The sequence below is a fragment of the Streptococcus mitis genome, from assembly GCF_005144795.1.
GTDB classification, from domain to species: domain Bacteria; phylum Bacillota; class Bacilli; order Lactobacillales; family Streptococcaceae; genus Streptococcus; species Streptococcus mitis_BB.
The window spans coordinates 115011-128495 of sequence record NZ_SWFJ01000001.1 but is presented as its reverse complement, the minus strand read 5'-3'; the positions used below and the strand labels follow the sequence as shown (position 1 = coordinate 128495).

Below are 13485 nucleotides of genomic sequence, written 5' to 3'. Positions count from 1 at the left end.
AAGTCTTGGCTAAACCAACACGTAAACGTCGTGTGAAAAAGAATATCGAATCTGGTATTGCTCATATTCACGCTACATTTAATAACACTATTGTTATGATTACTGATGTGCATGGTAATGCAATTGCTTGGTCATCAGCTGGTGCTCTTGGTTTCAAAGGTTCTCGTAAATCTACACCATTCGCTGCTCAAATGGCTTCTGAAGCTGCTGCTAAATCTGCACAAGAACACGGTCTTAAATCAGTTGAAGTTACTGTAAAAGGTCCAGGTTCTGGTCGTGAGTCAGCTATTCGTGCGCTTGCTGCCGCTGGTCTTGAAGTAACAGCAATTCGTGATGTGACTCCAGTGCCACACAATGGTGCTCGTCCTCCAAAACGTCGCCGTGTATAATCATCGCATTACACTGCTTTTCGTTTAAGAGGGAGTAACTAAATGATCGAGTTTGAAAAACCAAATATAACAAAAATTGATGAAAATAAAGATTATGGCAAGTTTGTAATCGAACCACTTGAACGTGGCTACGGTACAACTCTTGGTAACTCTCTTCGTCGTGTACTTCTAGCTTCTCTACCAGGAGCAGCTGTGACATCTATCAACATTGATGGTGTGTTACATGAGTTTGACACAGTTCCAGGTGTTCGTGAAGACGTGATGCAAATCATTCTGAACATTAAAGGAATTGCAGTGAAATCGTACGTTGAAGACGAAAAAATCATCGAACTAGATGTTGAAGGTCCTGCTGAAGTAACAGCTGGTGACATTTTGACAGATAGCGATATTGAAATTGTAAATCCAGATCATTATCTCTTTACAATCGGTGAAGGTTCTTCCCTAAAAGCGACTATGACTGTTAACAGTGGTCGTGGATATGTACCTGCTGATGAAAATAAAAAGGATAATGCACCAGTTGGAACACTTGCTGTAGATTCTATTTATACACCAGTTACAAAAGTCAACTATCAAGTGGAACCTGCTCGTGTAGGTAGCAATGATGGATTTGACAAATTAACCCTTGAAATCTTGACAAATGGAACAATTATTCCAGAAGATGCTTTAGGGCTTTCAGCACGTATCTTGACAGAACATCTTGATTTGTTTACAAATCTTACTGAGATTGCTAAGTCAACTGAAGTGATGAAAGAAGCTGACACTGAATCTGACGACCGTATTTTGGATCGTACGATTGAGGAACTGGACTTGTCTGTGCGTTCATACAACTGTTTGAAACGTGCCGGTATCAATACTGTGCATGATTTAACAGAAAAATCTGAAGCAGAGATGATGAAAGTACGAAATCTTGGACGCAAGAGTTTGGAAGAAGTGAAACTCAAACTCATTGATTTAGGTCTTGGATTAAAAGATAAATAAAGGAGGAATACATGGCTTACCGTAAACTAGGACGCACTAGCTCACAACGTAAAGCAATGCTTCGCGATTTGACAACTGACCTTTTGATCAACGAATCAATCGTGACAACTGAAGCTCGTGCTAAAGAAATCCGTAAAACTGTTGAAAAAATGATTACTCTAGGTAAACGTGGTGATTTGCATGCACGTCGTCAAGCAGCTGCTTTCGTACGTAATGAAATCGCATCTGAAAACTATGATGAAGCAACTGATAAGTACACTTCTACTACAGCACTTCAAAAATTGTTCTCAGAAATCGCACCTCGTTATGCTGAACGTAACGGTGGATACACTCGTATCCTTAAAACTGAACCACGTCGTGGTGATGCAGCGCCAATGGCGATCATCGAATTAGTATAAAATCATCAATTTTGTTGAGTGTTATGATGATGGAGTCTTGTGCTCTTAGTCTAGCTCTGGTCTACCGCTAGGATTTCGGTCCTAGCGGGAACACTCATCATAAGTTGAGATAGTGGACGCTTGTTTACGAAATTGTTTTTTTCCTAAGAACAACTTCGTAAGCAGGCGTTTTTGAGTATTTTAGTTGGAATTATGCTATACTATTTAAGAAGAAATCTGCTGAATGTTCAGGTTTCCTATTTTAAGAAGAATTGGAGTTTGCTTATGAAAGCGATTATAACTGTTGTTGGTAAAGATAAATCTGGAATTGTTGCAGGTGTTTCTGGTAAAATTGCAGAATTGGGTTTGAATATTGACGATATCTCTCAAACTGTTTTGGATGAATATTTCACGATGATGGCTGTCGTCTCTAGCGATGAAAAGCAAGATTTTACCTATCTTCGTAATGAATTTGAAGCTTTTGGGCAAACTTTGAATGTAAAAATCAATATTCAGAGTGCAGCGATTTTCGAAGCTATGTATAATATCTAGGAGGTGCACATGGATATTAGACAAGTTACTGAAACCATTGCTATGATTGAGGAGCAAAACTTCGATATCAGAACCATTACCATGGGGATTTCCCTATTAGACTGTATCGATCCAGATATTAATCGTGCTGCGGAGAAAATTTATCAAAAGATTACGACCAAGGCGGCTAATTTAGTGGCTGTTGGCGATGAAATTGCAGCTGAGTTGGGAATTCCTATCGTTAATAAGCGTGTATCGGTGACCCCTATTTCTCTGATTGGAGCAGCTACAGATGCGACAGACTATGTGGTTCTGGCAAAAGCGCTTGATAAGGCTGCGAAAGAGATTGGTGTGGACTTTATTGGTGGTTTCTCTGCCTTGGTACAAAAAGGGTATCAAAAGGGAGATGAGATTCTCATCAATTCCATTCCTCGCGCTTTGGCTGAAACGGATAAGGTTTGCTCGTCAGTTAATATTGGCTCAACCAAGTCTGGTATTAATATGACGGCTGTGGCAGATATGGGACGAGTTATTAAGGAAACGGCTAATCTATCAGATATGGGAGCGGCCAAGTTGGTTGTATTCGCTAATGCTGTTGAGGACAATCCATTTATGGCGGGTGCCTTTCATGGTGTTGGGGAGGCAGATGTTATCATCAATGTCGGAGTTTCTGGTCCTGGTGTGGTGAAACGTGCCTTGGAAAAAGTTCGTGGACAGAGCTTTGATGTAGTAGCCGAAACAGTTAAGAAAACTGCCTTTAAAATCACTCGTATCGGTCAATTGGTTGGTCAGATGGCTAGTGAAAGACTGGGTGTGGAGTTTGGTATTGTGGACTTGAGTTTGGCGCCAACTCCTGCGGTTGGAGATTCTGTAGCACGTGTCCTAGAAGAAATGGGACTAGAGACAGTTGGTACGCATGGAACGACGGCTGCCTTGGCTCTCTTGAACGACCAAGTTAAGAAGGGCGGAGTTATGGCCTGCAACCAAGTCGGTGGTTTATCTGGTGCCTTTATTCCTGTTTCTGAGGATGAGGGGATGATTGCTGCAGTGCAAAATGGTTCTCTTAATTTGGAAAAACTAGAAGCTATGACGGCTATCTGTTCCGTTGGTTTGGATATGATTGCCATTCCAGAGGATACACCTGCTGAAACCATTGCGGCTATGATTGCGGATGAGGCTGCAATTGGTGTTATTAACATGAAGACAACGGCTGTTCGTATCATTCCCAAAGGAAAAGAAGGCGATATGATTGAGTTTGGTGGCTTATTAGGAACTGCGCCTGTTATGAAGGTCAATGGGGCTTCGTCTGTTGATTTCATCTCTCGTGGAGGACAAATCCCAGCACCAATTCATAGTTTTAAAAATTAAGAAAATAAGAGAAATTTTAAGTTCTATTTAAGGTTGGATGTGTATACTATAATCATTAAATAAAGACCTCCTAATATTATTTGAAACAGATAACTCTGATTTAGTTTGAATTTGATTTTCATCTAATATCTTTATTTAATAGAACTCCTAAACTTTTTCATAATAATCTCCTGCAAAAGTCGCCTGTATGGGTGGCTTTTGTTTTATCATCCATGATATAATAGAAGCAAACGGAGGACGGAAAATGGTAAAAGTACGATTGTATTTGGTACGTCATGGCAAGACCATGTTTAACACGATTGGTCGCGCGCAAGGTTGGAGCGATACTCCTTTAACAACTGAAGGTGAACGAGGGATTCAAGAATTAGGAATCGGTTTGAGAGAATCTAGTTTGCAGTTTGAGCGTGCTTATTCGAGTGATTCAGGGCGTACCATTCAGACAATGGGAATTATCCTTGAAGAACTTGGTCTGCAGGGGAAAATCCCTTATCGCATGGACAAGCGTATCAGAGAATGGTGTTTTGGTAGTTTTGACGGGGCCTACGATGGCGATCTTTTCATGGGCATTATTCCTCGTATCTTTAATGTGGACCATGTTCACCAATTGTCTTATGCTGAACTGGCTGAGGGATTGGTAGAGGTCGATACAGCTGGTTGGGCTGAAGGCTGGGAAAAACTCAGTGGTCGGATCAAGGAAGGCTTTGAAGCTATTGCTAAAGAAATGGAAGAACAAGGTGGGGGCAATGCCCTTGTCGTCAGCCACGGAATGACTATTGGAACCATTGTTTATCTGATTAATGGCATGCATCCGCATGGTCTCGATAATGGTAGCGTGACGATACTTGAATATGAGGACGGCCAGTTTAGCGTTGAGGTTGTCGGCGGCCGTAGTTACCGAGAACTAGGACGGGAGAAGATGGAGGAAGCCTCTATTTAATCAGTATAGACTTGCTTGCTAGGAACTGAGTATTTGATAGGAATATCAAGATAAGAAAAAACAGCCGAAGTAATCCTTTCGGCTGTTTTTGATGGGGAAAACTAAAGTGTAATGCTATTGCTTTTAGAGATTTTCATAAACAAGAGCAAGGAACCTACTGTTAGAACAGTCAGGATAGTTGATAAGGCTGCGGCTACACCGTAATTCCCTCTGAGAACCTCTGTATAAATAGCTACAGTCATTGTTCTTGTTTTGACATTGTAGAGGAGGATAGAAGTAGAGAGTTCTGAAATCATTGTAACCCAAGATAGGATAGCTCCAGAAATAATACCAGATAGCATCATTGGAGTTGTAACCTTGGCAAAGGTATTGAAACGGCTACTTCCTAAGCTTTCAGCAGCTTCTTCAATACTTGGTGCTATTTGTTGCAAGCTAGCAACAGATGAGCGAATAGTATAAGGTAATCTTCTGACAGATAGAGACATAATTAAGATGAAAGCAGTCCCTGTAATCATAAGAAATCCACTTCCAAATAGACCAGTATTGAAGGAAGAAATGAAGGCAATCCCTAGAACGGTTCCTGGTACAATATAAGGGACCATACTGAGGCTGTCAATTAAGTTTGTAAATAAATTCCGTTTTCTAACGGCTAGGTAGGAGATAAATATTGCGAATAGGACAACTAGAACTAAGGCAATCAAAGGGATACGAATGGTATTGAAAATAGCAGACCCCATACGATTGAAAGCTACCTTGTAACTGTTTAGAGAATAACCTTTGACAAATACCATACCTGATGTTTTTAGGAAAGAAGTATAAATCAAGTAGACTTGAGGTAGAACAGAGAACAAGATAATTCCGTAGACTGTTGCATAAATGGCAACCATTTTTCCTTTTGTGGTTTTTTTAGGCTCAATTGGATGGAGCGAATTCATACTGAAACTGTAGCGGTTTGAAATGTATTTTTGGATAAGGAAAATCGCCAAGGCAATGATAATCGCCATAACTGCTAAAGCAGATGCAAAAGCAGAATTTCCTCCAACCTCGCTAATAAATTGGGTATAAATCAGGACAGGGAAAGTCCGATATCCTTCACCAATTAACATAGGTGTTCCAAAGTCTGAGAATGCTCTCATAAATACAAGCAGGGCAGCCGCTAGTAAGGTTGGAACTAGAAGAGGTAAAACAACCGTTACGATACGCTTAAATCCGAAGGACCCCATGCTTTCAGCGGCTTCAAGTAGAGAATTGTCAATACTTTTCATTGTTCCGGCAACGTATAGAAATACCAGTGGGAATAGTTGCAGTGTAAAGACAAGTACAATTCCTTTGAATCCATAAATATCGATAGCTGGAAGATGAAGGGTATTTGTCAAGAATTTAGTGATGACCCCATTTCGTCCCAGCAAGAGAATCCAGGAGTAGGCTCCCACAAAAGGAGCTGACATGGAAGCAATGATAATTAATATTTGTAGAAATTTCTTTCCCTTGAAGTCATACATAGAGAAGAGATAAGCTAATAAGGTTCCTACGACTAAGGAAGTGACAGTGGCGGTAATGGAAACCTTGAAACTGTTGACGAGTGTCTCAGAATAGTAGGCTTTACTAAAGAAAGTGACAAAATTAGCTAGTGAGAATTGTCCTTCATGTATGAGTGCTTGCTTGAGCACGGTAACGATAGGATAAACGAGAAAGACAAGATAGGTAAGAAAGATGAAGAAAGAGGAGGCTGTCCAAATATTTAGTTTTTTACGTTCCATGGTTGACTCCTTTTATCAGGTTTTGGGAACCATCTGCAGAAAAAACGTTTAATTTTTTAGTATTGATTCGTAGACGAATACGATCGCCTTTTTGTAGATCTTCTTCAAAAGTTGATTCTTCGCTAACTTGAATTTTTGAGGCAAATCCTGTCTCGATGAAATATTCAGTATTTAGTCCAAGATAGACGCTATCGCTAATAGTTCCTTCAATATCTCCAGATTCATCTTTGATAAACTCTTCAGGACGAATGCTTACATGAATAGCTTGCTCCTCAGCCTGATCAAGAGCTGGCATTCGAAGGGCATAGCCATCTGAAAAGACTATATAAGCGCCGTCGCTCCGTTTTTCGAGATTGGCGGGGATAATATTTGTTCGTCCGATAAAGGTTGCTACAAACTCATTAGCTGGTTTATGATAGAGTTCTTTTGGTCGGCCGATTTGTTGGATAACTCCATCTTTCATAACAGCAATTTGGTCTGAAATCGCCATGGCTTCTTCTTGGTCGTGGGTCACATAAACAGTTGTAATTCCCACTTCGTGTTGGATTTCTCGAATGGCTTGACGCATATCCAAGCGAAGTTTGGCATCCAGATTACTAAGTGGCTCGTCCATGAGGAGAACACTTGGATTAACCGCTAAGGCACGTGCCAAGGCGACACGTTGTTGTTGTCCACCACTGAGTTTATCAGGCTTTCGGTCTGCATATTGAGCAATTTGCATGAGTTCAAGATACTTGTTGGTCTGTTGAATCAATTCTTCTTTTGGAACCTTCTTTTGCTTAAGACCAAAAGCAACATTGTCTCGGACAGTCAAATGTGGGAAAATAGCGTAGTTTTGGAAAACCATCCCGATATTGCGTTTGCTGGGTTCCATATTATTGATTTTTGTATCATCAAAGTAAAATTCTCCGCCTTCGATACTGTTGAAACCTGCAATCATGCGAAGAAGGGTCGTTTTCCCACACCCTGAAGGACCAAGGATGGTAAAGAGACTTCCTTTGGGAACTGTAATGTTTAAATTATCAATAACAGGGACATCGTGGTAGATTTTTTTGGCGTTAATAATTTTGATCTCACTCATAGTGAACCTCTTTTACTGTTTAGATTGGATATCTGTAAAAATGTCATTGTACTTTTTAAGAATAGTGGATTTATTTTTAATGACATAATCTGAATCTTCGGTAGCAATCTTGATTTCTGTCATAGCCTTCATATTTTTATTGGTTTTAGCATTTTTACGAATAGGTCTGATTGTAGTTTCAGTTCCTAGCTTATCTTGGATTTCTTGAGAAAGGATGAAATCGATAAATTTCTTAGCGTTTTCCATGTGTTTGGCGTTTTTGACGATGGCCGCGTTACCAGGTAAAAAGACGGTTCCTTCTTTTGGATAAATGACTTTTACATCAACTCCATCATTTAAGAGTTTTAAGGCAGGATCTTCATAGGTGAGTCCAACAGCCATTTCCCCATCAGCGACAGCTTTGTAAACATTTGAAGAGCTAGATGCAATTTTTCCATCTACTAGGGTAAATAGATTTTTCACATAGGTCCAAGCTTGTTCATTTTCGTATCCACCTTGGTCTACAAGCATGTTTGTTAGTTGTGCAAAGGCGCTAGAAGCATTACTTGGATCAGCAGTAGCGATTTTTCCTTTTAATTTAGGATTGAGTAAATCATTGTAACCTTCAATTTTAATATCTTTTGTAAGAGATGAATTGGCAATGATGACACTGACATCAAGTGTATAAGGCGTGTAGAATCCAGTTTTATTTTGATATTCAGGGATTATCTGGTCGTTTTCTTGGGAAATATAAGGTTCAAAAAGTTTTTCGTTAGAAGAGAAGAGGGCATAGGAGCCTCCGAAAATGACATCGGCTACTGGGGATTCTTTTTCGGCCTCAGCTTTTTTGAACAATTCACCCGTGCTGGCTTGTACTAAATCAACCTTAATACCATATTTTTCTTCGAAGGCAGGGATTGTCTCTTCGATAAGGTCTTCAGGGTTAGGCGAATAGATAACCAAAGCATTATCCGAATCTGTTTCAGTGTTAGTTTCCGCTTCTGTTGTTGAAGAACATCCTGATAAAGTAAGAAATATCCATCCACAAGAGAGAAAGAATAGTAGTTTTTTCATAAGAATCTCCTTTTTTACGAACATTTTCACTCCACAACTTGCTTAATATTTATAATTTGCAGAGTTCTATAGGATATAATAAAAACCTTAAAGAAATCTAAAACTGGGAATATGAGTCAAAGACGCTAGGGGGAAAAGATGGAAGAGACAAATAATCGATATAAGTTAATTTCAAGTGCTAGCTAATTTTTTATACTGCTAAATAAGTTGGATTTGCTATTCGAACTTTCTTACCATCCAAGCCCAAAAGAACATTTCTCGTCTTTCAAATTCCCTCAAAAATGGTATAATAGTAGCATCACAAAATTGGAGAGAGACCATGAGTTTTTACAATCATAAAGAAATTGAGCCTAAGTGGCAGGGCTACTGGGCAGAACATCATACCTTTAAGACAGGAACAGATGCATCAAAACCAAAGTTTTATGCGCTTGATATGTTCCCTTATCCATCTGGAGCGGGTCTGCACGTAGGACACCCAGAAGGCTATACAGCAACCGATATCCTCAGCCGTTACAAACGTGCGCAAGGCTACAATGTCCTTCACCCAATGGGTTGGGATGCTTTTGGTTTGCCTGCAGAGCAATACGCTATGGATACAGGTAATGACCCAGCAGAATTTACAGCGGAAAATATTGCCAACTTCAAACGACAAATCAATGCGCTTGGATTTTCTTATGACTGGGATCGTGAAGTCAATACAACAGATCCAAATTACTACAAATGGACGCAATGGATTTTCACTAAGCTTTATGAAAAAGGCTTGGCCTATGAAGCTGAAGTGCCAGTAAACTGGGTTGAGGAATTGGGAACAGCCATCGCCAACGAAGAGGTTCTTCCTGATGGAACATCTGAGCGTGGAGGTTATCCAGTTGTCCGTAAACCGATGCGTCAATGGATGCTCAAAATTACGGCCTATGCGGAGCGCTTGCTCAATGACTTAGACGAGCTTGACTGGCCAGAGTCCATCAAGGACATGCAACGCAACTGGATTGGTAAATCAACTGGTGCTAATGTAACTTTTAAAGTTAAGGGAACAGACAAGGAATTCACAGTCTTTACCACTCGTCCAGATACCCTTTTCGGTGCGACTTTCACTGTTTTGGCACCTGAACATGAATTAGTAGACGCTATCACAAGTTCAGAGCAAGCAGAGGCAGTAGCAGACTACAAACACCAAGCTAGCCTCAAGTCTGACTTGGCTCGTACAGACCTTGCCAAAGAAAAAACAGGGGTTTGGACTGGTGCTTATGCCATCAACCCTGTCAATGGTAAGGAAATCCCAATTTGGATTGCGGACTATGTTCTTGCTAGTTATGGAACAGGTGCGGTAATGGCTGTTCCTGCCCACGACCAACGTGACTGGGAATTTGCCAAACAATTTGACCTTCCAATCGTAGAGGTGCTGGAAGGTGGAAATGTAGCAGAAGCTGCCTACACAGAAGATGGCCTTCATGTCAATTCAGACTTCCTAGATGGACTCAACAAAGAAGATGCAATTGCTAAGATTGTGGCTTGGTTGGAAGAGAAAGGTTGTGGACAAGAGAAGGTTACCTACCGTCTCCGCGACTGGCTCTTTAGCCGTCAACGTTACTGGGGTGAGCCAATCCCAATTATTCATTGGGAAGATGGGACTTCAACTGCTGTTCCTGAAAGTGAATTGCCACTTGTCTTGCCTGTAACCAAGGATATCCGCCCTTCAGGGACAGGGGAAAGTCCACTAGCTAACTTGACAGATTGGCTTGAAGTGACTCGTGCAGATGGTGTCAAAGGTCGTCGTGAAACCAACACCATGCCACAATGGGCAGGTTCAAGCTGGTACTACCTCCGCTATATTGACCCACACAATACTGAGAAATTGGCTGATGAGGACCTCCTCAAACAATGGTTGCCAGTAGATATCTACGTGGGGGGAGCAGAGCATGCTGTTCTTCACTTGCTTTACGCTCGTTTCTGGCACAAATTCCTCTATGACCTCGGTGTTGTTCCAACTAAGGAACCATTCCAAAAACTCTTTAACCAAGGAATGATTTTGGGAACTAGCTACCGTGACCACCGTGGGGCTCTTGTGGCAACTGACAAGGTTGAAAAACGTGACGGTTCCTTCTTCCATGTGGAAACAGGAGAAGAATTGGAACAAGCGCCAGCCAAGATGTCTAAGTCCCTCAAGAACGTTGTTAACCCAGACGATGTGGTAGAACAATACGGTGCCGATACCCTTCGTGTTTATGAAATGTTTATGGGACCACTTGATGCTTCGATTGCTTGGTCAGAAGAAGGTCTGGAAGGAAGCCGTAAATTCCTTGACCGTGTTTACCGTTTGATTACAAGTAAAGAAATCCTTGCGGAAAACAATGGCGCTCTTGACAAGGTTTACAACGAAACAGTCAAAGCTGTCACAGAGCAAATCGAATCATTGAAATTCAACACAGCCATTGCCCAACTTATGGTCTTTGTTAATGCGGCTAACAAGGAAGACAAGCTCTATGTTGACTATGCCAAAGGATTTATCCAATTGATTGCCCCATTTGCACCTCACTTGGCAGAAGAGCTCTGGCAAACTCTTGCAGCAACAGGAGAATCTATCTCTTATGTAGCTTGGCCAACTTGGGATGAAAGCAAATTAGTTGAAGACGAAATCGAAATCGTTGTCCAAATCAAAGGAAAAGTTCGTGCTAAACTCATGGTAGTCAAAGACCTATCACGCGAAGAATTGCAAGAAATTGCTCTAGCGGATGAAAAAGTCAAAGCAGAAATTGATGGTAAGGAAATCGTGAAAGTGATTGCGGTACCGAATAAATTAGTTAACATTGTTGTGAAATAAGATAGGAATCCTTCAGAGTAGAATCTGGAGGATTTTTTATTTGACAGGAAGTTTCTATTTTGTTAATATGATTAACAAAGGGAAGAGAGATTATGGATAAAAAAGAATTTATTGCATTTAATAATCGCTTCAATAGATTTATTTTAGCGTTTGACCAGTTAAAAAAAAATCAACATAAAAGTGGTGTTGACAAATCTATTACGTTGAATGAGGTGCATTTGATTGTTGTGATTGGGAAAAATCAACCCTTAAATCTAGTAAAATTATCTGAATTATTAGAAGTTTCGAGAAGTGCAATAACTCAAAGTGTTAGAAGATTGATTCAAAAAAATTTAGTTGTTTTTGATTTTGATCCGAATAATGGGAAAAATAAATATTTGAGATTATCTGAAAAAGGCATCGAAATTTTTAAAATCCATAAGGAGCAACAAGCATATATTGAAAAATCAATCTTTTCAGTTTTAAACAACTATAGCGAGGTGGAACTTAAAACAGTTGTGAAATTGATGGATGATATTGAAAAGGTGTGGGGAGAATTACCGTGGTAAAAGTCACGGTAAATTTCAAATATAATTGTTAAGTAAATTAACAAAAAGGAGAAGACATGACTGTAAACATAGAACTGATTTCACAAACAGATTTAGCGGATGAATCTTTTTATATTGCTATTAATGGTTTAGAACCAAGGGCAATGTATTGTGTAGAAATGTACCTGTCTGATTATTACTGTATAAATGCTCCCTTGCTTTTAGATCATGATGTTATATGGAAATCAACTGCCATTTTTTTATCTGATCAGGACGGTATGATTGATACCTCTCAGACAGCATCTATTTCAGGATCTTATAAAGGCGTTTCAGAAATGGGCTTATTCTTTAATGCGAAGCCGTTAAAGAATAGGAAAAGGAGATTACCTAGTTCTCTTGATAGAATTCCATTGCGAGATTATTTTGGTATTGAAATTAAAATCAGGCTGGGGAAAGATGTGGTCGCGGAGCAAAGTTTTGTAAGGCGTTATATGAATCTGGGAATAAGGTATCAAGATATTTATGACAAGCATTTTCAAGGTCGATTATTTTATGATGAAAAGTTAAGAAGGGCGCCAGCCGTGATTATTGTTAGCGGTAGTGAGGGAAGAATTGAAAAAGCTCAGAATATTGCCCAACTTTTATCTTCTAGGGGCTATATTTGTCTTGCGATAGCTTATTTTGGTTTAGAGGGATTACCCCCAAATTTAGAACGCATTCCGATAGAATCTCTGGAAGAGGCGAAAGATTTTCTATATCATCATCCTCAAGTTGATAATACAAAAATAGGAATATATGGTCGCTCTAAAGGAGCAGAGCTTGTTCTGGCTGGACAAAGTATTTTGGAAGATGTGCAATGTTTGGTACTCAATTCCCCCTCAAATGTAATATTTGAGGGAATAAAGGGAAAACTCAACTCTCATTCATCTTCTTGGACATATTTACAAAAGGAACTTCCGTATCAAAAATTTCAGTTAGGAAATTATTTGTTAAACAAGTTTTTTGGAAAACAGATTCCTGAAGACAGTAGGGCTCAGATTGATGTGAGTAAAATTGCCTCTCCTTTATTATTACTAGGAAGTGATGTTGATGAAATATGGAATGCATCATCCGCGATAGATGATATCATTTCACACTATAAAGGGGAATCCATTTTGTTTAAAAAATACCATGAAACAGGGCATATGTTGACGGTTGCTTATCAACCGAATCATCGTTATCGAAAAGATTGGCGCTTATTAATGAAAGAAAGTGTGGACTCATGGTTTGCCACGATAAATTATTTTGATACATATCTGAAAAATTTGTAGATAGTGCTGAACCGTACTATAATAGTCCCAACTAAGATAAAAACACAGTTCTAGTTGGTAGTCCAGTCTACAAAAGCAATTGTTCAAACAAGAGAAATTTGAACTCAAACAGTAAAAACGTAGAGAGAACTACAAGAGTTACTAGTGACTTTCTCTTTCATAAAATAGAACAGCTCTTCTCGGATAAAAAGAGCTGTTTTTTGCTTGTATTGAAAATTCTTTTCATCTATTATTTCCTAATAGATTTACTTGTCGTCAAAAATTTGGCTAATGGAAGTTTCAAATTCAGGACAATACTTACTTGCTTCAAATTCAATCATATCATATTCAGCAGTTTCATTTTGATAGAAGGG

12 protein-coding genes are annotated in these 13485 nt (G+C 39.6%); 9 read left to right on the top strand and 3 right to left on the bottom strand.

Features of this window, described 5'->3' with window-relative positions; all coding sequences use genetic code 11:
* The first annotated feature begins 5 nt into the window (after nt 1-5).
* The 6 genes from rpsK to FBF73_RS00475 all read left to right on the top strand — a co-directional run bounded on the left by rpsK (nt 6) and on the right by FBF73_RS00475 (nt 4580).
* Complete coding sequence (gene rpsK / locus FBF73_RS00500) at nt 6-389, top strand: 30S ribosomal protein S11 (protein WP_001118385.1); 384 nt, start codon at nt 6-8, stop codon at nt 387-389.
* Between the two features lie 42 nt (nt 390-431).
* Complete coding sequence (locus FBF73_RS00495) at nt 432-1367, top strand: DNA-directed RNA polymerase subunit alpha (RefSeq protein WP_000568988.1); 936 nt, start codon at nt 432-434, stop codon at nt 1365-1367.
* An 11-nt stretch (nt 1368-1378) separates the two neighbouring features.
* On the top strand, nt 1379-1765 hold the full coding sequence (rplQ, locus tag FBF73_RS00490; protein ID WP_000331493.1) for a 50S ribosomal protein L17: 387 nt from the start codon (nt 1379-1381) through the stop codon (nt 1763-1765).
* Between the two features lie 264 nt (nt 1766-2029).
* Nucleotides 2030-2296, top strand: coding sequence for an ACT domain-containing protein (locus FBF73_RS00485; RefSeq protein WP_000644124.1), 267 nt, complete (start codon nt 2030-2032; stop codon nt 2294-2296).
* A 9-nt stretch (nt 2297-2305) separates the two neighbouring features.
* Nucleotides 2306-3643: a PFL family protein gene (locus FBF73_RS00480; RefSeq protein WP_000354901.1), complete on the top strand. Its 1338-nt coding sequence runs from the start codon at nt 2306-2308 to the stop codon at nt 3641-3643.
* Between the two features lie 244 nt (nt 3644-3887).
* Entirely contained in the window at nt 3888-4580 is a 693-nt protein-coding gene (locus FBF73_RS00475) for a histidine phosphatase family protein (RefSeq protein WP_136936653.1), read from the top strand.
* 101 nt (nt 4581-4681) lie between these two features.
* On the opposite strand, the gene FBF73_RS00470 is transcribed toward FBF73_RS00475, so the two are convergent.
* From FBF73_RS00470 to FBF73_RS00460, 3 genes are read right to left on the bottom strand one after another with little or no spacing between them, the layout of a single operon-like run.
* On the bottom strand, nt 4682-6340 hold the full coding sequence (locus FBF73_RS00470) for an ABC transporter permease (protein WP_124787598.1): 1659 nt from the start codon (nt 6338-6340) through the stop codon (nt 4682-4684).
* Nucleotides 6330-7421 carry an ABC transporter ATP-binding protein gene (locus FBF73_RS00465; RefSeq protein WP_124787597.1) on the bottom strand — a complete coding sequence of 364 codons (1092 nt, stop codon included), beginning with the start codon at nt 7419-7421 and terminating at the stop codon, nt 6330-6332. The genes FBF73_RS00470 and FBF73_RS00465 overlap by 11 nt, the downstream gene beginning before the upstream one ends.
* A 12-nt stretch (nt 7422-7433) precedes the next feature.
* Nucleotides 7434-8474 carry an ABC transporter substrate-binding protein gene (locus FBF73_RS00460; protein ID WP_124787596.1) on the bottom strand — a complete coding sequence of 347 codons (1041 nt, stop codon included), beginning with the start codon at nt 8472-8474 and terminating at the stop codon, nt 7434-7436.
* A 319-nt stretch (nt 8475-8793) separates the two neighbouring features.
* On the opposite strand from FBF73_RS00460, the gene leuS reads away from it, so the two are divergent.
* The 3 genes from leuS (at nt 8794) to FBF73_RS00445 (ending at nt 13132) form a co-directional block, all read left to right on the top strand.
* Complete coding sequence (gene leuS / locus FBF73_RS00455; RefSeq protein ID WP_136936652.1) at nt 8794-11295, top strand: leucine--tRNA ligase; 2502 nt, start codon at nt 8794-8796, stop codon at nt 11293-11295.
* Nucleotides 11296-11387: 92 nt separating this feature from the next.
* Nucleotides 11388-11843, top strand: coding sequence for a MarR family winged helix-turn-helix transcriptional regulator (locus tag FBF73_RS00450; protein WP_136936651.1), 456 nt, complete (start codon nt 11388-11390; stop codon nt 11841-11843).
* A gap of 56 nt (nt 11844-11899) precedes the next feature.
* Nucleotides 11900-13132 (top strand): acyl-CoA thioesterase/BAAT N-terminal domain-containing protein, encoded by a 1233-nt coding sequence (locus FBF73_RS00445; RefSeq protein WP_136936650.1) that lies wholly within the window; start codon nt 11900-11902, stop codon nt 13130-13132.
* Nucleotides 13133-13485: the final 353 nt, after the last annotated feature.